Annotated in this window: 19 protein-coding genes; 5 read left to right on the top strand and 14 right to left on the bottom strand. The window is 47.3% G+C overall.

Going from position 1 to position 21895, the window contains the following annotated elements:
• Nucleotides 1-84 precede the first annotated feature (84 nt).
• The 8 genes from ilvA to DF182_RS19120 form a co-directional block, all read right to left on the bottom strand.
• Nucleotides 85-1344, bottom strand: a complete 1260-nt coding sequence (gene ilvA / locus DF182_RS19155) for a threonine ammonia-lyase IlvA (RefSeq protein ID WP_113617435.1) — start codon at nt 1342-1344, stop codon at nt 85-87.
• Nucleotides 1345-1413: 69 nt separating this feature from the next.
• Entirely contained in the window at nt 1414-2457 is a 1044-nt protein-coding gene (ilvC, locus tag DF182_RS19150; RefSeq protein ID WP_113617434.1) for a ketol-acid reductoisomerase, read from the bottom strand.
• Nucleotides 2458-2552: 95 nt separating this feature from the next.
• A complete protein-coding gene (gene ilvN / locus DF182_RS19145; protein WP_113619639.1) occupies nt 2553-3083 on the bottom strand; it encodes an acetolactate synthase small subunit in 531 nt (176 codons plus the stop codon).
• Nucleotides 3084-3191: 108 nt separating this feature from the next.
• A complete protein-coding gene (gene ilvB / locus DF182_RS19140) occupies nt 3192-4940 on the bottom strand; it encodes a biosynthetic-type acetolactate synthase large subunit (RefSeq protein WP_317048428.1) in 1749 nt (582 codons plus the stop codon).
• Complete coding sequence (ilvD, locus tag DF182_RS19135; RefSeq protein WP_113617432.1) at nt 4906-6585, bottom strand: dihydroxy-acid dehydratase; 1680 nt, start codon at nt 6583-6585, stop codon at nt 4906-4908. Before ilvD ends, ilvB begins: the two co-directional genes overlap by 35 nt.
• A 248-nt stretch (nt 6586-6833) precedes the next feature.
• Nucleotides 6834-7736, bottom strand: a complete 903-nt coding sequence (locus DF182_RS19130) for a branched-chain amino acid transaminase (RefSeq protein WP_113617431.1) — start codon at nt 7734-7736, stop codon at nt 6834-6836.
• Between the two features lie 498 nt (nt 7737-8234).
• A complete protein-coding gene (locus DF182_RS19125) occupies nt 8235-9326 on the bottom strand; it encodes a phosphotransferase enzyme family protein (RefSeq protein WP_113617430.1) in 1092 nt (363 codons plus the stop codon).
• Nucleotides 9317-10219, bottom strand: coding sequence for a nucleotidyltransferase family protein (locus DF182_RS19120; RefSeq protein WP_113617429.1), 903 nt, complete (start codon nt 10217-10219; stop codon nt 9317-9319). Before DF182_RS19120 ends, DF182_RS19125 begins: the two co-directional genes overlap by 10 nt.
• Before the next feature lie 131 nt (nt 10220-10350).
• Between DF182_RS19120 and DF182_RS19115 the strand changes: the two genes are divergently transcribed.
• The 3 genes from DF182_RS19115 (at nt 10351) to DF182_RS19100 (ending at nt 13731) form a co-directional block, all read left to right on the top strand.
• Nucleotides 10351-11691, top strand: coding sequence for an alpha-L-fucosidase (locus tag DF182_RS19115; RefSeq protein WP_113617428.1), 1341 nt, complete (start codon nt 10351-10353; stop codon nt 11689-11691).
• A 339-nt stretch (nt 11692-12030) separates the two neighbouring features.
• On the top strand, nt 12031-12912 hold the full coding sequence (locus DF182_RS19105) for a 1-aminocyclopropane-1-carboxylate deaminase/D-cysteine desulfhydrase (RefSeq protein WP_113617426.1): 882 nt from the start codon (nt 12031-12033) through the stop codon (nt 12910-12912).
• A gap of 141 nt (nt 12913-13053) precedes the next feature.
• Nucleotides 13054-13731, top strand: a complete 678-nt coding sequence (locus DF182_RS19100; protein ID WP_113617425.1) for a hypothetical protein — start codon at nt 13054-13056, stop codon at nt 13729-13731.
• 79 nt (nt 13732-13810) lie between these two features.
• On the opposite strand, the gene lipB is transcribed toward DF182_RS19100, so the two are convergent.
• Nucleotides 13811-14509: a lipoyl(octanoyl) transferase LipB gene (gene lipB, locus DF182_RS19095; protein ID WP_113617424.1), complete on the bottom strand. Its 699-nt coding sequence runs from the start codon at nt 14507-14509 to the stop codon at nt 13811-13813.
• A gap of 216 nt (nt 14510-14725) precedes the next feature.
• On the opposite strand from lipB, the gene DF182_RS19090 reads away from it, so the two are divergent.
• Together DF182_RS19090 and DF182_RS19085 are read left to right on the top strand one after the other, a co-directional pair.
• Nucleotides 14726-15793: an RluA family pseudouridine synthase gene (locus DF182_RS19090; RefSeq protein WP_113617423.1), complete on the top strand. Its 1068-nt coding sequence runs from the start codon at nt 14726-14728 to the stop codon at nt 15791-15793.
• A 250-nt stretch (nt 15794-16043) separates the two neighbouring features.
• Nucleotides 16044-17717 (top strand): gliding motility-associated C-terminal domain-containing protein, encoded by a 1674-nt coding sequence (locus DF182_RS19085; RefSeq protein ID WP_113617422.1) that lies wholly within the window; start codon nt 16044-16046, stop codon nt 17715-17717.
• Here the strand turns inward: DF182_RS19085 and DF182_RS19080 are convergent, their stop codons facing one another.
• From DF182_RS19080 to DF182_RS19060, 5 genes are all read right to left on the bottom strand, one after another.
• Nucleotides 17718-18668, bottom strand: coding sequence for a hypothetical protein (locus tag DF182_RS19080; protein WP_113617421.1), 951 nt, complete (start codon nt 18666-18668; stop codon nt 17718-17720).
• A gap of 153 nt (nt 18669-18821) precedes the next feature.
• On the bottom strand, nt 18822-19694 hold the full coding sequence (locus DF182_RS19075; protein WP_113617420.1) for an anti-sigma factor: 873 nt from the start codon (nt 19692-19694) through the stop codon (nt 18822-18824).
• A gap of 14 nt (nt 19695-19708) precedes the next feature.
• Nucleotides 19709-20266 (bottom strand): RNA polymerase sigma factor, encoded by a 558-nt coding sequence (locus DF182_RS19070; RefSeq protein ID WP_245957489.1) that lies wholly within the window; start codon nt 20264-20266, stop codon nt 19709-19711.
• A gap of 195 nt (nt 20267-20461) precedes the next feature.
• Nucleotides 20462-21337: an anti-sigma factor gene (locus DF182_RS19065; RefSeq protein WP_113617418.1), complete on the bottom strand. Its 876-nt coding sequence runs from the start codon at nt 21335-21337 to the stop codon at nt 20462-20464.
• Nucleotides 21338-21343: 6 nt separating this feature from the next.
• Nucleotides 21344-21895, bottom strand: coding sequence for an RNA polymerase sigma factor (locus DF182_RS19060; RefSeq protein WP_113617417.1), 552 nt, complete (start codon nt 21893-21895; stop codon nt 21344-21346).

The raw sequence follows: 21895 nt of genomic DNA, 5'->3' as shown, positions 1-21895 counted from the left end.
GCACGCGGTGGTTAACCAATAAAAAAGCCCGCTCATAAAAATGATCAGGCTTGTATTACTCTTAAAACAACTATTTGTCAAACGTTAAACCAGATAACCAAACAGGTTATCGTCTTTATTCAGTTCGGTGAACTGAAAATTATATTTCCGGAAATTGGCGATGAGAGTATCATAATCCTCTCTGCACTTCAGTTCTATACCTACGAGTGCAGGGCCTGTTTCCTTATTATGTTTCTGAATAAATTCGAAGCGGGTGATATCATCGTTGGGCCCGAGAATATGGTTGAGGAATTCTCTGAGTGCGCCGGGACGTTGTGCAAAACGTACAATAAAGTAATGCTTGAGTCCTTCGTAGAGCAGGGAACGTTCTTTTATTTCCTGCATACGGTCGATATCGTTGTTGCTGCCGCTGATGATGCAGACTACTTTCTTTCCTTTGATTTCTGCTGCAAAATCCTGGAGGGCAGTGATAGAGAGGGCGCCGGCGGGTTCTACCACGATGGCGTCTTCATTGTATAATTTCAGGATGGTAGAGCATACCATGCCTTCCGGCACGGGGTGCATCTGGTCCAGCACTTCCCGGCAGATCTCGTAGTTGAGGGCACCTACTCTTTTTACAGCTGCGCCATCAACGAAACGTTCAATTTCTTCGAGGGTAACAGGGCCGCCATTTTCGAGGGCACGTTGCATGGAAGCAGCCCCTTCGGGCTCTACGCCGATGATGCGGGTTTTGGGGCTATAGGTCCTGAAGTAGGTGCCTACGCCTGCGGCCAGTCCGCCACCGCCTACGGGTACAAAGAGATAGTCGATATTGGTTTGATCTTCCAGAATTTCTACGGCTACGGTCCCCTGGCCTTCGATGATTTTAGCGTTGTCGAAGGGAGGGATGAAAGTCATGCCGCTGGCTGCAGTGAAAGCCTGGGCTTCAGCAGAACAATCATCGAAGGTATCGCCGATGAGGCGTATTTCGATATTGTCACCGCCGAACATATTCACCTGATTTACTTTTTGTTTTGGTGTGATGATGGGCATAAAAACCACGCCTTTGATATTTAAGGCTTTGCAGGCATAGGCAAAGCCCTGTGCGTGATTTCCGGCGCTGGCGCAGGTTACGCCTTTTGCCAGCAGATCGGCAGGCAGACTGCTGATCAGGTTGTAGGCTCCGCGCAGTTTATAAGAGCGTACAATCTGCATATCCTCTCTTTTCAGATATACATCACAGTTATAGCGGCGGGAAAGCGTAGCGCTATAAGTCAACGGAGTGCGATTAACCACAGGCTTCAATTTCACCGATGCATCGAGGATATTGAGCGGGTTAACACCAGCTATTAGATTAGAGGACATATTAATTCATTTGGGAGATTTGGTTATTTGATTATTTGTTCAATAATCAAATAACCAAATCATAAAATATTATGCATTAGGTCTGAGCTTGCGAACAGCTGCACCAGCCTGCCACATTTCGCTTTCGCGCAGTTCTTTCAGTTCTTCGTTCAGTTTCTCGCGATAGTCAGGAGTACTGTTGGAAGCGATAGAACGGGCAGCTTCTTTACCAGCGGCAACGCTGGCATACAGCTCGTCAAATACAGGCTGGGTAGCATCTTTAAATTTCTTCCACCAGTCGAGTGCACCACGTTGTGCAGTAGTGGAGCAGTTAGCGTACATCCAGTCCATACCGTTTTCAGCAACGAGTGGCATCAGAGACTGAGTCAGCTCTTCTACTGTTTCGTTGAATGCTTCAGAAGGGGAGTGACCATTTCTGCGCAGTGTTTCGTATTGAGCAGCGAAGATACCCTGGATACAGCCCATCAGTGAACCACGTTCGCCGGTGAGGTCGGAGAATACTTCTTTTTTGAAATCTGTTTCGAACAGGTAACCGGAGCCTACGCCGATACCCAGTGCTACTGCGCGTTCTTTAGCACGGCCGGTAGCATCCTGGAAGATAGCGAAGCTGGAGTTCAGACCCTGACCAGCCAGGAACAGGCGGCGCAGAGAAGTACCGGAACCTTTGGGAGCCACCAGGATTACGTCTACATCAGCAGGAGGAATAATACCAGTCTGCTCTTTATAGGTAATACCAAATCCATGGGAGAAGTACAGCGCTTTACCAGGAGCCAGGTGTTGTTTCAGTGTAGGCCACAGGGTGATCTGACCTGCATCAGACAACAGGAACTGAATGATAGTACCTTTAGCAGCAGCTTCTTCGATATCGAATAAAGTTTCGCCCGGAACCCAGCCATCAGCTACCGCTTTATCCCAGGTTTTGGAATTTTTACGCTGACCAACGATAACATTGAAGCCGTTATCTTTCAGGTTCAGTGCCTGGCCGGGGCCTTGTACACCATAGCCGATAACTGCGATCACTTCGTTTTTCAGGACTTCCCTTGCTTTTTCCATTGGAAATTCTTCCCTGGTTACTACTTCTTCGAGTACACCTCCAAAATTGATGGTTGCCATGTTTTGTGTTTTTAGCTTTTAGCTACTAGCCATTAGCTATTAGCTGTAAATTTTAAGTAAATGAATAAAGGCTTATTAATGTTTGCAGCAGCTGGTTATGATTCCGGTACTGCCTGCAGTTCTTTCAGATGTTCGTGGAAGCGGCGGCTCCATTTGACGATCGCTACTCTTCCGCTTTTGGAATATTCGATCAGACCATAGGGTTCCAGCTTTTTGATGAAGTCTGTCAGCTCCTGCTGGTGGCCGGTTTTCTCGATCACGAAATAGTCTGCCGTGATAGTCAGGATACGTGCCTGATTTTCACGGATCAGTCTTTCGATATCACCGGTATCCAGTGACCGTGTAGAAATTTTATACAATGCCAGTTCCTGGTACACCACTTCCTCTTCCTCGTGTACAAAGGCACGGTGAATTTCAATCAGTCTTTCAATCTGACCAACCACCTTATCCAGTTTTTCACGTGTAGACATCACCGTTATAATGAACTTATACACGCCAGGGATCTCGGTTTCAGCAGTGGTAAGACTGGTGATATTGATCCCTCTGCGGGTAAAGATTATGGTGATACGGTTGGTAATACCTATACGGTCTTCCGTATAAACCGTAACTGTATATTCTTTTTGCATAAAAACAGCTTGGGCGTCCCCTCCCTCGAATCCTGCTTGCAGCGGGCCAAAAGGGAGAGGCATGTCTTATAAAAAAATTAATTGCTTGTCTGTTATAATCTGATGGTACTACTCCAGTCGGATATTGGCAACAGGGGCACCAGCCGGTACCATAGGGAATACGTTGTCTTCTTTTTCCACCACAACTTCCAGCAGGTAAGCGCCGTCGTGGGCCAGCATTTCATCGATAGCTGCTGAAATATCTTCGCGCGCGGTAATTTTTTTGCCAGGAATATAAAATCCTTTGGCGATCTGAACGAAATCCGGGTTGACCATTTCGGTAGAGGAATAACGTTTGTCGAAGAACAGTTGCTGCCACTGGCGAACCATGCCAAGGAAGTTGTTGTTCAGGATCACGATTTTCACACCTATTTTGGACTGATAGATAGTACCCAGTTCCTGTAAGGTCATCTGGAAACAACCATCACCGATAATGGCTACCACTTCTTTTTCGGGTGTACCCATTTTAGCGCCCATGGCCGCCGGCAGGGAGAAGCCCATCGTACCCATACCACCGGAGGTGATGTTGGTGTTCGGGTTTTTGAAACGATAGTAACGGGAAGCTACCATCTGATGCTGACCAACGTCTGTAACCAAGACTGCTTCTCCTTTTGTTTTTTCGGAGATGAGCCGTATTACCTCCGCCATTTTCAGTTCACCTGCTTCCGGATACAGTTCGCGGTGTTGTACTTTATCGTATTCTTTCTGATGTGCAGCCTGGAATTCTGCGATCCATTGTTCATGGCTGGCAGGGTTTACTTCTTCCAGCAGCGCTTCCAGGGCTGTTTTAGCATCTGCATACACGGCCACATCAGCCTTGATGATTTTGTTGATCTCGGCAGCGTCTATTTCGATGTGAATAACTTTTGCTTTGTTGGCATAGGTTTCCACGTCGCCGGTTACACGGTCATCGAAGCGCATGCCGACGGCGATGAGGGCATCACATTCGCCAGTGAGCACATTGGGGCCGTAGTTGCCGTGCATGCCCAGCATACCTACATACAGCGGGTGGTCTACCGGAACAGCAGAGAGACCCAGCAATGTAGAAGCCATCGGTATCTGTGCTTTTTCTGCCAGTGCTATCAGGGCTTTTTCAGCGCCTGACAACAGTACGCCATGGCCTACGAGCAGGAAAGGTTTTTTCGCTTCGTTGATCAGTGCAGCAGCAGCTGTTACAGCATCCAGATTCAGTTGCGGTACCGGTTGATAACTACGTATAGCCGTACACGGTATATATTCATATTCGAATTCGCCGAACTGTGCATTTTTAGTGATATCCACCAGTACAGGGCCTGGGCGGCCGCTGCGGGCGATATAAAAAGCTTTGGCGATAGCGCCCGGAATATCTTCCTGGCGGGTCACCTGAATATTCCATTTGGTGATAGGCATGGTGATACCAATCACGTCTGTTTCCTGGAAAGCGTCTGTACCCAGCAGGGCTGCACCTACCTGACCGGTGATGCACACCATCGGTGTACTATCCATATAAGCATCTGCCAGCCCGGTGACCAGGTTGGTGGCGCCCGGACCGGAAGTGGCGAAGGCCACTCCTGTTCTGCCGGAGCTGCGGGCATAACCCTGGGCCGCGTGTGTAGCACCCTGTTCATGCCTCACCAGTATATGATGGACCTGGTCCTGGAAATCATACAGTGCATCATAGATTGGCATGATGGCACCGCCGGGGTATCCGAAGATGGTATCTACTCCTTCAGCGATGAGGGAACGGATTACGGCTTCTGCGCCGGAGATAACAGGTTTAGCGGCCAACCGTTTATCAGCTTCCTCAGCCTTCATCGGTAACACATCCTTCTGTTGCATTTTTAACAAGTTTTGCGTACTTAAATAAGATTCCATTGGATACCTTCAATGCCGGAGCGGTCCACCGGGCCCTGCGGGCAGCCAGTTCTTCCGCGCTAACTTCCATATTGATTGTATTGTTCACTGCATCTATTTCGATAATGTCGTCGTCTTGTACGAGGGCGATGTTACCACCTTCGAAAGCTTCCGGTGTGATATGTCCTACCACGAAACCATGCGTACCACCGGAGAAACGGCCGTCAGTAATCAGCGCCACATTTTTACCCAGTCCTACGCCCATGATGGCACTGGTAGGTTTCAGCATTTCCGGCATACCAGGTGCTCCTTTAGGGCCTACCTGGCGGATTACCACTACATCGCCTTTTTTCACTCTGCCGGATTGAATACCAGCGATGAGTTCAAATTCACCGTCAAATACGCGGGCAGGTCCTTTGAACTGTTCGCCTTCCTTACCGGTGATTTTAGCAACAGAGCCTTGTTCGGCGAGGTTGCCATATAATATCTGGATATGGCCGTTGGCTTTCAGCGCCTTCTCCACGGGAACGATAATATCCTGTGTGCCGAAATCGATATCCGGAACAGACTCCAGATTTTCAGCGATGGTTTTGCCAGTCACGGTCATGCAATGACCATGCAGGCGGCCTTGTTTCAGCAGGTATTTCATCACTAACGGAACACCGCCGATATTGTGCAGGTCTTCCATCAGGTATTTACCGCTGGGTTTAAGATCGGCTATCAGCGGGGTTTTGTCGCTGGAACGCTGAAAATCTTCCAGTGTAACGGACACGCCTACTGATTTTGCGATAGCGATGAAGTGCAGTACTGCGTTGGTACTACCACCCAGTGCCATGATCACGGTGAGTGCATTTTCAAATGCCTCTTTCGTCATGATATCTCTGGGTTTGATATCTTTTTCCAGGAGCAGGCGGATGTATTTGCCGGCGTTGGCACATTCTTCCTTTTTTTCCTTGCTCAGGGCGGGGCTGGATGAGCTGTAAGGCAGGCTCATACCCAATGCTTCGATAGCGGAAGACATGGTATTGGCAGTGTACATTCCACCGCAGGCGCCGGCGCCGGGGCAGGAATTCATTACGATACCTTTGAAATCACCTTCGTCCAGTGTACCGGCCATTTTCTGACCGAGTGCTTCGAAAGCAGAGATGATGTTGAGGTCCTGGCCTTTGTATTTACCGGGTGCGATGGTACCGCCGTAAACCATGATGGACGGGCGATTGAGGCGCCCCATAGCCATCAGTGAACCGGGCATGTTTTTATCGCAGCCAGGTACGGTGATGAGTGCATCATAGTATTGAGCACCACAAACAGTTTCAATGGAATCTGCAATCAGATCGCGGCTTACCAGGGAGTAACGCATACCAGGCGTACCATTGCTCATACCGTCACTGACGCCGATGGTGTGGAAAGTGAGTCCGACCAGATCATTGGCCCAGACGCCTTTTTTCACATCCTGTGCGAGGTCATTGAGGTGCATGTTACAGGTGTTACCATCATAACCCATGCTGGCAATACCTACCTGGGCTTTTTTCAGGTCTTCTTCTGTAAGGCCGATACCGTATAGTTGCGCCTGCGCAGCTGGCTGCGTAGGGTCCTGTGTAATCGTTTTGCTGTATTTATTTAATTCCATTGCAGTTGATGTTTCCCGGATTACGGTTGATAGTAATCCTATTTTAAAATCCGTCACAAATTACCCGGTGAGGCTGGCAAATTCAAACCAAGAATTTTTAATAAACCGGTCTTCAAATCTGCCCCAAGGTCTTTCAAACCCTTTACTACAGAGGATTCTGCATTTTTCGTTTTACAGAGTCCAAGGGAGCTTTTAGCTTTTAGCTGTCAGCATTTAGCACTGACAGCTAAAATACTAACAGCTAAAGGCTATGCTAATTGTGCTTCGCGTTGAAAGGATTTTTCGAGCACTCTTGCTTTGTAGGCTTGTTGTAATACTTTTCCGAGAGAAGAGGCCCATGTTTTGGCGAAAGGCTGTCCGTCGATGGATTCGAGGCCTACCACTTCTGCAGCAGTACCGCAGAAGAAAGCAGCGTCGGCTTGTTTTAATTCATCGATGGTAAAGAGTTTTTCTTCGAGAGGGATTTGCAGTTCCTGGCAAAGTTCGATAACAGTGGCGCGAGTGATGCCTGCAAGAATATTACCGGCTGGAGGAGTGAAGAGTTTGCCGTCTTTTTCGAAGAAGATGTTGGCGCCCGGACCTTCTGCCACATAACCATTCATGTCCATTAACAGTGCTTCATCGTATCCTTTTTGTTTGGCTTCCTGTGATGCCAGTATCGAGTTTACATACAGGCCGGCCGATTTGGATTCTATCTTGAATGCTTTAGGATTCGGTCGCTCGAAGGAGGAAGTCATGATGCGCAGCAGTTTTTCACCGAGGTAAGCACCCCATTCCCAGGCGCAGATGAGGATGTTGGATTCACTCGCTGCTTTCAGGGTCATGTTGGGTGGACAGAATACCAGCGGTCTGATGTAGGCTTCTTCCATATTGTTCATCTCCAGCACTTTGTAGCATGCGGCGATCAGCTCGTCGTTGTTGAAGTCGTAGGGGATGTGGATCAATTCGCAGGAACGCTTCAAACGATCAAAGTGTTCTTTGGCCTTGAAGACCTTCACTTGTCCGTTTGCTGTTTTATAAGCGCGGATTCCTTCGAATACGGCGTAACCGTAGTGTAATGATTGGCCGAACAGATCAGTGGTGGCCGCAGTTGCTTTCAGATACTCGCCGTTGAGATAGAGAATGGTGTCGTTGTTGTAATAGCTATACATAAAATTGAATTATTAGCGTCAAAATAGTAGTCAAAAAAAAAGCCTTCCTCGTTGCGGAGGAAGGCGTTATATCGTTTTGATTATACACGTGGACCTATCCTCCATAATGGTGGCTAATAATGACAACGACGATAATCACGACCTTCGTGATAGCCCAGTTGAGCTGAGGTACGATGTGATTAAGTTTTATGTTGTCTTTATTTTCCCACATAGGAGGTGATTGTTATTGTATCAGTACAAATGTATTCGTGAAAAAAATAAAAAACAACAAAGCATAAAATTTTTCGTCAAAAATTAATCCCTTTATGTGTTTTTGAAAATATTCAAAAAAAGAAGTCGATTATTAATTCATTTCTAACAAACGACCAAAACCGGTCACCAAATACTAAAGGTCTGGTGAGAGCATAAAGCAGGGAGAGGTGGTGGAAGGTGTAAAAAAAATCCCGATGCAGGAGCGCATCGGGATTTCAGAATGATTTCATTTGATTGTTCACTAGTCTAAACCTGTTCACTGACAAGGAGGCATTTATCGATGATAGCCTGCAATGTTTCTTGTTTTTCGATGAGCCGCTGCAGCAGTACCAGCTGGTTATGTGCGCGGTCGTAGTTGTGGGTGTCGTACTTAATCGGGTAGTAGACATCGCCGTTGAGATAATCGGTGAGGAATCGTATCCCCTGCATGTAGATCATGAACTTTCCTGCAAAAAAGAGTTGTTCTTTTTCCACTTTGGTTAAAGTGCTGCCTATTTCTCCGAGATATCCCTGCATGAGTGCTTCGAAATATTCTTCGCGGATAATGATCTGGCTGACATCCGGCTCTTCTTCAGAAACGGGGCAAACATAAGTGCGTACCATGTCTCCGAGGTCTGAGATGATTTTTCCCGGCATCAGTGTATCCAGATCGCAGACGCAGATACCTTCATATGTGTCTTTGTTGAGCAGCACATTATTGATTTTGGTATCATGGTGCATCAGGTGGTCTCTGAATTCGGGATTTGTTTTCAGCTGTTCATACGTGACTGCGATATCGGAGTAGCGGAGGAATTCTTCAATCATCTCTTCTGCTGCTGCTTTCCTGTCTTCCCTGGCGTTGCGGATAGCTTCCTGAAAAGCACTGTAGCGCAAGGTAAGATTGTGAAAGTTTGGAATCGAAGCTTTAAACGGCTTCAGGTCGATGCCCGAAAGGTAATTAGCAAGGCGGCCGAATTGTCTGGCTGCTTCAAATGCCTGCTTTGGGTTGTCGGCCTGATCTACCGTCACGGATCCGGCAATAAACGGAATCATTCGCCAGTACTCGTTGTCCATTACAAAAAGCTCTTCCCCGGTAACAGTGGGTATGGGCGTAATGAACAGATACTCCGGATGATGTGCTGCGAGATAATCGGCTGCCATTCTTTGGTTGGCGGCAATTACTCCAGGTTCCTTAAATACGTTTACATTGATTTTCTGTAAAACATATTTGCTGCCGTCCTCTTTCTTTTCGAGCAGAAAAGTGTTGTTGATGTGTCCTGATCCGAACTTTCGGACGTTTAATCCTTCAGGCTCCAGTCCGAAAGCCTGAAGGATTAATTTGTTGGGTATTATTTCCATAAATTGTCGGGATATTCTCCATTTTTAACCAATGCCGACAAGCTGGCCTGCACACCCGGTGCATCTTCTTTGTAAGTAACACCAAACCATTTCGCTGTGGTAGGCAGTACTTTTACCTTACCGATATCCCGGCGGATAAACTCGTCAGCCACAATCGGAATAAAGAACTCCGATTTAGGGTTGGTGCCGCTTTTCTGCAGGAACTCGTTAAACAGCGTCTGGCTCAGGTCAAATACGCTGGGATGGAAACCCCAGAAGTTCATAGACACCGGTGTATCAGCAGACAGCGGATGTTTGCTGCCATCAGCTTCTTCATAAACGATCTGACCATTGTCAGTATAAATTTTTGTTCTCTCGTTGATAGCAGACAGGAAACCAGTACCATTCACAGCACAAACACCACGGGACACAGAACCGTGCTCGCTCACTGTTTTACCCAGCTCATAACCTACAACACTGTAGATATCAGCTTTGGTTTCACCATTCAGGAAAGCAGCCATTTTCACAAAAGCATCCGCTCCATAGAAGTCATCTGCGTTGATCACTGCAAATGGTTCATTGATGGCGTTTTTAGCACAAAGGATCGCATGTGCAGTACCCCAGGGTTTAGTCCTGTCAGCCGGGATCTGGTAATCACCAGTAAAGGAATCCATATCCTGAAATACATAATCAGTCGCTACACGGCCTTTCAGCTTGGGCTCAAAGATTTCCTTGAACTCTTCAGCAAAGTTCTCACGGATAATAAATACGATCTTGCCAAATCCTGCACGGATAGCATCATAAATAGAGTAGTCAATGATAGTCTCACCGCTTGGCCCAAAAGACTGGATTTGCTTTAAACTGCCGTATCGACTGGCCATACCGGCCGCTAAAATCAATAAAGTCGGTTGCATTTTTCTGATATTATTTTATAATTTTCAATGATTTACCTGAAAATATCGGCGCTAAATATAATCATTAAACCTATTTTCACGCTTTCTTTTTGTGGACAACACATATTTTAAGAACTAATTTAATCGGAACGATGAAAAGATTACTTGTGCTGGGAGCCTGTGCCATGCAGCTTTTTACAACTGCCAATGCTCAGCAGCAGACCAAACCGGAAGACATTAAAGAAAAAATGCAGTGGTTTGCCGACGCCAAACTCGGCATCTTCATTCACTGGGGCATCTATTCTGTAAAAGGAGTCGACGAATCCTGGTCTTTCCACAACAAAAAAATCTCCTATCCCGATTACATGCAGCAGCTGAAAGGCTTTACTGCCAGTAATTACGACCCGCAAGCCTGGGCTGATCTTATCAAAGAATCCGGCGCGCGATATGCAGTTATGACCACCAAACACCACGATGGCGTAGCCCTGTGGGACAGTAAATACAGTAAACTGGATGTTGTCAACAGTACACCCGCTAAAAAAGACGTGCTCACCCCCTTCTATGCGGCATTGCGGCGCGACAGTATCAAATGTGGTGCCTATTTTTCGTTGATAGATTGGAGTTATCCCGACTATCCACAGTTTCTGAAAGACAGTAACCGCTACGACATCAAAGCCCAACCCGCCAGGTGGCAGCGTTTCCTCAAGTTCTACGAAGGACAGATGGAAGAAGTCATGACCAAATTTAATCCAGACCTCTGGTGGTTTGACGGCGACTGGGAACACTCCGCCGACGAATGGGAAGCTGCCAAAATGCGCAAAATGCTCACCACCCACAACCCTAACACCATTATCAACGGCCGTCTCCAGGGTTATGGCGATTACGATACTCCTGAACAAAACTTTCCGGTTACCCGTCCTCACTATCACTGGTGGGAACTGTGCATGACCATCAATAACAACTGGGGCTGGCAACCACAAGATACCAACTGGAAAACACCTTTTGAAATCATCACCATCTTCGTGGACGCTGTCAGCAACGGTGGTAACCTCCTGCTCGACATAGGCCCCAAAGCCGATGGCTCCATCCCCGCAGAAGAAGTACATATGCTCAAAGAACTCGGCGCCTGGAACCAAAAGAATGGTGAAGCCATCTTCAACACCATCGCCGGTTTACCACAAGGCCACTTCTATGGCCCTACCACCCTCTCCAAAGACTCCACCACCCTTTACCTCTTCCTGCCCGGTAAAACCAGCGGCCAGGTTGCGATCAAAGGGTTGAGCAATAAAATTGAATCCATCAGCGTAGTAGGCAACGGAACACCACTGACTCATAAAGTTGTTGGCAAAATTTCCTGGAGCCCCGTACCAGGCCTCGTTTACATCGATGTACCCGAAAACGTACAGGATAAATACGTAACCGTATTGAAAGTAAAACTGGATAAAACCGTTAAACTCTATCGCGGCAAAGGCGGATTTCTGACAAACGAATAAACCGCAAATAACGCACAATATGAGCCGATTAAGCTGATGATAATTAGCAAGATTGAAGCGAATTTTAACAAGTCCCAGGGCTAAAGCCCTGGGCTAATTTTGATGAGTGAAGATCGGGGGCTAGCAGAAATTGGGGCCGGTTTTTTAGCCGGAGAATCGTATTATGGACCTGCTTTTTGTGGATCTGTTTTTTGGAGCATGAAAGCGGCAAGGATCCATCAGGCGGTATTGCAGCCTATTTTAACACAGCAATCAATTATAGCCCAGGGCTTCAGCCCTGGGAAATCAGATGCTTTAGCGCCGGGCTGATTTATTTTATCCTGCTTAACTTTGCGGCTTATGCTGCCTACGGATCATATTACGCTGGATACTTTAACACTCTCCTGGCTGCCATCTCAGATGGAAGCGGCTATGCTGCGGCTGGATAAACTGGACCCTGAAATTTCCGGCAATAAGTGGTTCAAGCTCAAATACAATCTGGAGGCGGCAAAGGAGCAGGGAAAAAAACATATCCTGACTTTTGGGGGTGCGTATTCCAACCATATTGCTGCTACTGCAGCAGCCTGCCAGCTGGCCGGCTTAACGTGTACCGGCGTGATCCGGGGTGAACGCCCTCCTGTATATGGCCATACACTGCAACAGGCCATGGACAAGGGGATGCTGCTGGAGTTTATCAGCAGGGAAGATTATCGCAACAGCCGCCAGCAATACAACGCAGCACCGGATACCTATGTCATCCCGGAAGGGGGACATAATGCGGCCGGCGCCAGAGGCTGCGAAGAGATACTCTCCCTCTTCCCCACCCACCATTTCACGCATGTGTTATGCGCCACCGGCACCGGAACTACCCTCGCCGGCCTTATCAATAGTGCCGCACCTCATCAGACTATCCTTGGCATACCAGTATTAAAAGGCGCTGCTTATCTCGAAGAAGAAGTAAGAGCCTTGCTACATCCGGGCAAGCCCCACCAGTGGCAACTGTTACATGACTTCCATGGAGGAGGCTATGCTAAAGTAAAACCGGAACTTATAGATTTTATCAATACTTTTTACCAAGAAACCGGTATTCCCACTGATATTATTTATACCGGCAAACTTATCAAGGCTTTCCATGAATTAATCCATCAGGGCTACTTTCCGGACAAAAGCAAAATTTTATTAATACATACTGGCGGACTACAGGGCAATCTTTCCCTACCTCCCGGCGTTCTTACACTGTAAAAACAGTTCATTATATTTGAACCGAAGCGTATTTTTGCCAACTTTAAGAGCTTAGGGATTTTTTGTATGAAGCAGGTCGTGCGTTTAATATTCGCAACAGGAATTTTTTTATCGATAGCATTCACAGGAAAAGCGCAGGAAATGTTGCCTCCTGTATTGCCGAACTTCACAGCTACCATTAAAACCGGTAAAATTCAGCTGGACTGGATCACCGGATTTATGGAAGTTAAGGAGATCGGGGTTCAGCGCTCATTGGACAGCGTACTCAATTTTAACACCATTGGTTACGCCAGTTATCCCACGCAAACCCGGAATGCCTACATCGACAGCAAACCACTTCCAGGCAGCAACTATTACCGCCTTTTCATCCTGTTCAACAACGGCCGGTATGTATACAGCAAAGTCATGCTCGCCCTGCCTGACAGTACTATTAAAGCCGATATGAAGCTGCAATATGCTGATATCAAGGAAGCTTCCCGTGCCCTGAAACCAACAACAGGAACAGGAAAACCCACCACTACTGAACAGGAAAACAAGGAGCCGGAGAAAGTAATGTGGCGCCCCTCCAACTACATCTATACCACTGCGGATGGTAATGTCAATATCAAACTGGCAGATGCCCAGCATAAAAAATATTCAGTTAAGTTTTACGAACCCAACGGTTCTTTCCTCTTTGAAATAGAACATGTGAAAGCAGCTTCCCTCATCCTGGAAAAAGCCATTTTCCTGCATGCCGGCTGGTTTAACTTTGAACTGTTTGAAGATGGGAAACTCAAGGAGAAATGGAACTTCTTCATCCCACTCAACTACAGAATGTAATCTGAAAAAGATGATAAAAAGAAAAGCGGAGACCAGGTGGTCTCCGCTTTTCTTTTTATCGTTTATATGCTAAAGCAGCTTAAATCATAGTAGCACCAAATACCTCCGCAAAGTGTTTGCTGAGTTTGGCCTTCACCTCGTCGAGATCCACTTCCCTACCTACTTCTTTGTCAAGTGTAGCCACCTGTTTATCTGCAATTCCGCAGGCAATAATGTTATCAAAATAGTTCATTGGTGTATTGACGTTGAGGGCAAAACCATGCATGGTCACCCAGCGGCTGCAACGAACCCCCATTGCACATATTTTGCGGGCTTTTGTTTTGTCCGTCGGGTCCAGCCATACGCCGGTCTCTCCGGGGGAACGGTCGCCAATAACACCGTATTCCGCGATTGTACGGATCACTACTTCCTCCAGACAACGAAGGTATTTTCCAATATCTGTAAAGAAATTTTCAAGGTCTAGAATCGGATATCCTACTATCTGCCCCGGGCCGTGAAAGGTAATATCACCGCCTCTGTTGGTAGGTACAAAGCCAATTCCCTGTTCATCCAGTTCTTCCCTGCTCAGCAACAGATTCTCCATGTGTCCGCTTTTACCAAGGGTATATACCGGCGGATGCTCGCAGAAAAGAAGGTAATTGGTGGTGGGCTTGGGCCACAGGTTGGGCGTTTGAGCTTTCAGCTGTACATTTTCCTTCAACAACTGTTCCTGGTAATCCCAGGCTTCCTGGTAATCGATTTTTCCAAGGTCTCTGATGATGATCTCCTGCTTATCCATACTGAACTGTGGCGCGTTAACGCGTATTTTTTCAAAGACACAAAGGTAGTTGAATCTTTTGACTTCCGGTAAGAACCGGACCAACGCTCCGGAAGCCAGTATGAAGGCTTTATCCGGAAAGCTCAGCCATACCTTCCACTGTCCACTCCGGTGCTTTACACGTGGCTTTACGTGCTACGGGTAATTTATTTTACCTTTGCCAAAATTTATATATTAATGGCTGAAGAATTGCTGGAACTGGAAGACGAGCTGGAAAACGGAGAAGGCAGCGAGGAACTGTATGAGAAGATCAACATGGTGGTAGACAAAGGCCAGGAGCCTGTCCGCATCGATAAATTCCTCACCGCCCGTATCGAAGGAGCCACCCGTAACAAGGTACAGAACGCGCTGGATACTGAGATGGTGCTGGTCAACGACAAACCTGTCAAGGCCAATTACAAGATCAGACCGCTGGACAAAATCGTTGTTTTTTCCAATAAAAACCCGGAAAGCACAGAAGTGCTGCCGGAAGAACTCCCGCTCAATATCGTTTATGAGGATGATGACGTGCTGATAATAGATAAACCTGCCGGTATGGTAGTACACCCCGGCTGTGGCAACTACACCGGCACACTGGTCAACGGCCTCTCCTGGTATCTGGGCGACAAAACCCAGGCTACTACGCCTGTCATCCCACGCTTTGGGCTGGTACACCGTATCGATAAAAACACCTCCGGCCTGCTGGTAGTGGCTAAATCAGAAAAAGCCATGACCGACCTGGCCAAACAGTTTTTTGACCACACCGTTCACCGTCGCTATATAGCCCTCGTATGGGGTGATTTTGAAGAAGAAGAAGGCACCGTAGTAGCACACGTAGGCCGCCACCAGCGCCTGCGAAAAATCATGGACGCCTATCCCGACGGCGAGTATGGCAAAGAAGCCATCACCCATTACCGCGTACTGGAACGTTTTAACTACGTTACCAAAATTGAGTGCCGCCTCGAAACAGGCCGTACCCACCAGATCCGCGTACACATGCAGCATATCGGCCATTCCCTTTTTAATGACGATACCTACGGCGGTAACCGCATCCGGAAAGGGACCATCTTCACCAAATACCAACAGTTTGTGGACAACTGCTTTGATATTATGCCCCGTCATGCCCTGCATGCCCAGCAACTCGGCTTTATCCACCCCCGCACCCGCAAGCAGATGCGCTTCGAAAGCCAGCTGCCGGACGATTTCTCCCAGGTGCTGGAAAAATGGCGGAGATATTCTACTGCCCGCCCGAACACGGAGGATTAATACTGAACTGTGATGAATACTGATGATACTGATGGGTATGATAACAGTGTTTTGAGCGTTTTGAAAGATTTTAAAAGAGCATTCGTGATTTTATCCGGATGCTCTTTTTTATGCACCTGGTCTGTCATTCATCCTATCTATCATCATCATCAACATCATCAGCATTAATCACAGTTACTGTTAAATCACAGTTATTATTAACAATATTTTATATATTTCATTATCTTAGCGTCTATTACCATGTCAACACATGAGGACCCTTTATATACACTGTTCTTTTCTGATTTTACTGTTTCTGGCCATGCTGCCAGGCCATACCCGGGCAAATGCCGGGGTATGGAGAGCTACCCCTTTTAAGGCTTCCTCTACCTGTGTGCAGGACAGCGTTTTCTTCGTAATTGGCAATACTACCGGGATAGATTCCGTCAAATGGTACTTTGGGGACCCTGCTTCTGCTGAAAAAGATTCTTCTGATAAAATAAAAGGGGCTTTCCATGCATACCAGCTTACCGGCACCTACACCGTTACCCTGGTAGCCTGGCGCGGCGGGCAGCCCGATATCTCCACCCTGCCTATTACCATTGTAACGCCTGTAATCTACGACCTGGGGCCACAGGATATCACGCTCTGCGAAGGCAGCACCATGACCCTCAGTGCACCGGTGATACCCGGCGCCACCTACGAATGGCAGAATGGTTCTACCGCACCCGACATCCTGGTGGACACTTCTGCTACGTATAAAGTCAAGATCAATGGTTGTCTGATACCGGATTCAGTGAATGTATTTTATACGCCTGTTCCCAAGATAGATCTGGGGCCAGACCTGGTATTATGTACAGGTGAACAGCTGGCCCTCGATGCCACCGCCCAGAACTGTACCTATCTGTGGAATACCGGCAATACAGAGCCCACGCAGGACGTACGAACATCTGGCACCTACCAGGTAAGGGTGTTTCCTAAAGGTTGTGCAGAAATAGACGCCCAGATCACTATCACGTTTACCGGTCCGCCCTACCCTTTCAGCCTGGGCCCCGATACACTGTTATGCCCCGGCGAATCAATCCGGCTAGCACCTGTAGTGCCGGAAGCCACCGCCTGGAAATGGAGTACAGGCGCCACTACACCGGCTATCACCGTCAGTTCGCAAGCGAATATATGGGCGCTGGTAGAGATCAATCACATCTGTAATGTGGTAGATACCATCTTTGTGAACTACAACCGGTTGCGCAAACTCAACCTGGGTAACGATACTACAATTTGTAAAGGTAATTTTCTGGTACTGACGGCCGATTTCGGCAACGGGCAATACCGTTGGCAGGATGGTTCGGACCAGGCTACTTATTATGTGGTCAAACCCGGCAACTACTTTGTACATGCCCAGATAGGCCGCTGCGAATCTTCCGATACCATCCGTGTGTCTTATGATGATACGCTGCGGGTGAATCTCGGACCGGATACCCTGTTGTGCCGCAACGAGGTATACCCGCTGACAGTCCTTGGTGCCGGCGGGGCTCCTTTCAAATGGCAGGACAGTACCAGCATCCCACAGTATATTGTGCGGCAGCCCGGCATCTACTCGTTAACGGCCTGGAACACCTGTGGCAAGAGTGTGGATTCAGTAGTGGTGGACTTCCATGACTGTGAATGTACCGTGCATTTCCCCAATGCCTTCACCCCCAACGGGGACGGGCGTAACGACTACTTCCGGCCCCGGTACCGATGTCCGATAGAACAGTATACGCTCAGTATTTACAACCGCTGGGGTGAACGGGTGTTTTTCACCAACGACCCGCAGATAGGCTGGACAGGGCGTGTAAAGGGCCTGCAGGCAGATATGGCTACCTACGTATGGATTGTTGATTACCGGGAAGTATATACCAGGATACCGGTACATAAGACCGGCACAGTCACGTTGTTGTATTAGTTATTCACTCGCCTTAAAATCAAAGAATTTAGCGGTAAAAATGGCTGTTTCCCGTTTTTTGAACGGTACATTCCAGGTACCGTTGTAGGTAACCAGTGCGGGTATAAGCAGACCAAACTGTTTGGTCATCTGTACATTCATCTTCACGTTAAAATCAAACAGCATCGTTTTATAGGACAGGGCGTATTTGCGGCCTACAATCTCAAAGTTATCCTTGTTAAACCAGGTGATCAGTTCATCGATCACAACGTCTCCGCGGTCGATGCGGTTCAGGTCCGGTTTGGCTTTGGCGGTAAACACATAACAAGGGGTACCGTCTACATAGTTTTCGGCGCTGATGGAGAAGTTATAAAACCGCATCACATCTCTGTCGAAGATGGCCACTTTGCCACCCACGATGGGCACTCCTTTAACGGGTTTGCCGGGGTTGAAGATGAGTTGTTTAAGCTGTGCTTTATGGCGAGCCATGCTACCGCCGGCATTTTCAGGTGTTTCGCCGTTGCCGTCCACACATACGGTGCCGTTGGTAAAGAACAGGTTGCCATATAATTCGGCGGTATAGTAGTTATAGTTGCCTTTGCGGGTGAAGAAATCGCCGGTCACCTGTTGACTGGTGACTTCCATATTGCGGCAGCGGCCATTGATATGCTGGCGGGTGATACTTTTGAGAGAAGCCTGTGTTTCTCCTTTTTTATCCAGTATGCGGATATCATTGTCGGCGTTGAAGCCTACGATATGAAGGTTTTTAAATGCGCGGTAGAAGGTAGTATCCTCTTCTACTCTTTTAATAAAACTATTAACGTCGAAGCCTATACGTTTTGCTTCCACGATTACTTCGTCCAGGTTTACGGTCATTCCTTTGTACCGGGCAGTGTCCTGGGCCGCCAGGTTAGATAGTTGCAGGCATCCCGCAACAACGGTTGCGGCTATACATTTCCAAAAATGTGACATGCTGCAATTTAGGGAAAAGCTGTAAGCTTTCAGCTGTTAGGAATTCGTTAAAAAAACAGCGGAGACAACAGGGACGCGGGTGTTCTCTGTTATCTCCGCTGTGGTAAGCTTTGGGAGAGGGCCGGCAACCGTGGTTGCCGGCGGATTATGTTATCAACCTGGTATTTTTCCGGCTACGTACATCTGCTCCATGGTTGGAGAAGCGGCACCACCTTTCTTTTCCAGAGTTACGGCAAACATTTGTGCTTTGCCGGTGACTTTCATTTTCTGCAGCAGGCTTGCTGTATCGCCCATTTCAAACACGCCCATGTCCACTGGTTTGCCATCTACGATAGCCCAGAGCTGGTATTGTTTGTCGGCAGTGGGTTCTGGCAGGTTGTTGACTTTCAGGTATACCTGTTTGTTATCCTGATTCCAGAACACAGTAGCTACTGCTGTCGGGAAGGATTGAGTACCTGGCATGGCCACTTTCATCACTTTAGGATCTTCCATAACCTGCATGGATTCCTGCAGTTGTTCTAACCTTGTTTTGTACTCATTGGTTTTGGAGATGATGGAGTTTTGAGAAAGTAGTAATGACTGATACTTGTCTTTGTACTCCCGGAATTCCTTCCATCGGTTGAAGTACAGGAAATTGAGAATAATACTGCCAATCAGCAGTACAAAGGCGACGGCCGCAATCCACTTCCAGGAAACGCTTTTGGTTTCCGGAACGGCCAGGACATTGGTTTGTTCCATGGATAAGATTTTAGTTTGTAGTAAGGGGTGTGCAGGTGGTTCTGAATTTTCCTGCATGAAGGAATCGTTATTGATCAGGTGAAGTAAATGCGATTTGATAGCAGAAGGTGGGATGATGGACTGTAGCTGCACATACTCTTCCATATCGCGCTGGCACTCTGCAACGGCAGCGGCGACTTCTGGAAACCGGCGCATAGCGGCTTCCAGGTCATGTGCTTCTTCTTCAGAAGTCATGCCTGCGGCATACAGCTCAATGAGTCCGCACGATATGAAATACTGGGCGTCCACGAGAAAAAGAAAGTTTATTTGTTCAATATGTTCCTCAACTGAATAATGGCATTGCGTAATCTGGTCTTAACAGTTCCCAGGGGTATACCCAGTAACCTGGAAATTTCTTCCTGGGTACAACCTTTATAATAAGCCAGATCGATAAGGACACGTTGTTCTTTAGTTAGTTTTTCCAGGACTTTGGAAAAACCAAGATGATCGACGGACTGGTACACGGCTAACTTACCATCGTTTAAACGTACGTCCTCCGAGATGTTTTGGATTTTTTGTCCGAGTTTCCAGGCTTTGGACCGAAGTATATCTATCGCTGTGTTCCGGGCAATATTCAGCATCCAGGTAAACAGACGGCCTTTATCGTTTCTGTATTGGTCGGCATGACGCCAAATCTTCATAAATACATCCTGGAGCACATCTCCGGCCGAGTGGTTGTCATTCAATACCTTTACGATCACGCCGAAGAGAGCGGGAGAATAATGATCATACAGGTATGCGAAGACTTTCTGATCACGGGCACGCAACCCATCAATCAGTTCAGCTTCTGTATATGTTACAGGGTATTCCAAAACAGACAAATAAGTATGGTTGATATTTGTTTTTTAATTGTACGATGATATCCACAGACAAACGTATCCTGCTTCTGAGTAATCAAAAGGCTACATGACTGGTAAGGTTAAATCGTATCGAGCGTGTTCCTAATGGTCTAACGGGGTATTTTCGGTAATTCCGGTAAGTTACGGATAAAGTTTATAACAAGTTACAAGTCCTTACTATTTCTGTATTTTAACTGACAGCTGTACCTGGTCCATACTGGGATCGGTGCTGCCACCGGCCTTTTCCAGGGTAACAGCAAAGCCTTCGGCTGATTCCACCGGCTTCATATGTTGTATTTTCTGAGCAAGCGGAGCACCACTCTGGAAGATACCAGCATCCACCAGTTTTTTATTGCGGATAACCCACAACTGATATTGTTTTCCGACAGGAGGTAAAGGCATTACCTGTGCTATCAGGAAAAGCGCATGGGAAACGGGGTTCCAGCATACGGTAATTACTTGTCCTGCATTGGCGCCAGCGCCTTCTATTTTAATCCATTTGAAAGCGGGATCTTTGAGCATGTCCAGTTCTTTCTGCAGCTCTGCGTGAGCGGTCAGTGACTGGTTTTCCTTTTCGCCGTCCAGTTTTTGTTTGGCAGCGATCAGCGATTCATAGCGGCTTTTATAATCAGTAGATCCCTGGAAGAAGATAAAGTTCAGGATTAAACTACCGATAAATAATGCGATGATGGCAGCGGCGACATATTTCCAGATGCGGTCTGTTGCTGTTTTACGACCGGACATTTTTTTTACCGGTGTTTCTTTGGAAGAAGGGAGAGCGGGGTCGCGCAGTTCCTGGGGAAGGATGATATTTCCTTCCGGTGTATCTTCTTCCTGCAGAATGTTGAGGAGCCGGTCTTTTATTCCGGGAGGAGGCGCGATGGCATACAACTGCACAAACTTCTCCCGGTCAAACAGCAAAGCCTGTACGGCAGCTTTCACCTGAGGGTACTGTTCAGCAATGGTTTCCACTTCTCCCTGTTCTGATTCAGGCAGAAGGCCAAACACATAACTCTCTAGAATACCGGATGATATGTAACGTTGTACATCCACTTTATGTTATAATTGTTTTAGTAGGATTCTCAACTGCATAATCGCATTGCGCATTCTGGTTTTCACTGTACCCAGCGGTATGTCCAGTGTTTTGGCTATTTCTTCCTGTGTACAACCTTTGAAGTAGGCGAGATCGATAATAATACGCTGGTCTTTGGGAAGACCTTCAATTACTTTCGTTAATCCAAGGTGGTCTACGGAGAGGTGTACGGCCAGTTGCGGTTCATACATCAGATTGGTGCTGGTTACATCCTGTACTTTCTGATCAAGTTTGTGCGCTTTAGATCGCAGACTATCGATAGCGGTGTTCCTGGCAATATTAAGCATCCAGGTAAATAGGCGGCCTTTGGTGGGATCGTATCGGTCAATATTTTTCCAGATCTTGATGAACACTTCCTGGAGTACATCTCCTGCGGAAGCATCATCCGTAACTATTTTGAGCGCTACCCCATATAACGCGGGTGAATAATGGTCATATAAATAACTGAATAATTTTTCATCCCTGGCCTGAAGTCCTTGAATGAGCTCTATTTCAGTATATGATACGGTAGTTCCCAA

The sequence above is a fragment of the Chitinophaga flava genome (assembly GCF_003308995.1).
Classification (GTDB): domain Bacteria; phylum Bacteroidota; class Bacteroidia; order Chitinophagales; family Chitinophagaceae; genus Chitinophaga; species Chitinophaga flava.
The sequence above is the reverse complement of the archived record's forward strand: the minus strand, read 5'-3'. Positions and strand labels throughout refer to the sequence as shown.

Bases quoted from the DNA above. Each gene is read 5' to 3' on its own strand.
- ilvA (WP_113617435.1), bottom strand. From the start codon at position 1,344: ATGTCCTCTAATCTAATAGCTGGTGTTAACCCGCTCAATATCCTCGAT.
- ilvC (WP_113617434.1), bottom strand. From the start codon at position 2,457: ATGGCAACCATCAATTTTGGAGGTGTACTCGAAGAAGTAGTAACCAGG.
- ilvN (WP_113619639.1), bottom strand. From the start codon at position 3,083: ATGCAAAAAGAATATACAGTTACGGTTTATACGGAAGACCGTATAGGT.
- ilvB (WP_317048428.1), bottom strand. From the start codon at position 4,940: ATGCAACAGAAGGATGTGTTACCGATGAAGGCTGAGGAAGCTGATAAA.
- ilvD (WP_113617432.1), bottom strand. From the start codon at position 6,585: ATGGAATTAAATAAATACAGCAAAACGATTACACAGGACCCTACGCAG.
- DF182_RS19130 (WP_113617431.1), bottom strand. From the start codon at position 7,736: ATGTATAGCTATTACAACAACGACACCATTCTCTATCTCAACGGCGAG.
- DF182_RS19125 (WP_113617430.1), bottom strand. From the start codon at position 9,326: ATGGAAATAATACCCAACAAATTAATCCTTCAGGCTTTCGGACTGGAG.
- DF182_RS19120 (WP_113617429.1), bottom strand. From the start codon at position 10,219: ATGCAACCGACTTTATTGATTTTAGCGGCCGGTATGGCCAGTCGATAC.
- DF182_RS19115 (WP_113617428.1), top strand. From the start codon at position 10,351: ATGAAAAGATTACTTGTGCTGGGAGCCTGTGCCATGCAGCTTTTTACA.
- DF182_RS19105 (WP_113617426.1), top strand. From the start codon at position 12,031: ATGCTGCCTACGGATCATATTACGCTGGATACTTTAACACTCTCCTGG.
- DF182_RS19100 (WP_113617425.1), top strand. From the start codon at position 13,054: ATGTTGCCTCCTGTATTGCCGAACTTCACAGCTACCATTAAAACCGGT.
- lipB (WP_113617424.1), bottom strand. From the start codon at position 14,509: ATGGATAAGCAGGAGATCATCATCAGAGACCTTGGAAAAATCGATTAC.
- DF182_RS19090 (WP_113617423.1), top strand. From the start codon at position 14,726: ATGGCTGAAGAATTGCTGGAACTGGAAGACGAGCTGGAAAACGGAGAA.
- DF182_RS19085 (WP_113617422.1), top strand. From the start codon at position 16,044: ATGAGGACCCTTTATATACACTGTTCTTTTCTGATTTTACTGTTTCTG.
- DF182_RS19080 (WP_113617421.1), bottom strand. From the start codon at position 18,668: ATGTCACATTTTTGGAAATGTATAGCCGCAACCGTTGTTGCGGGATGC.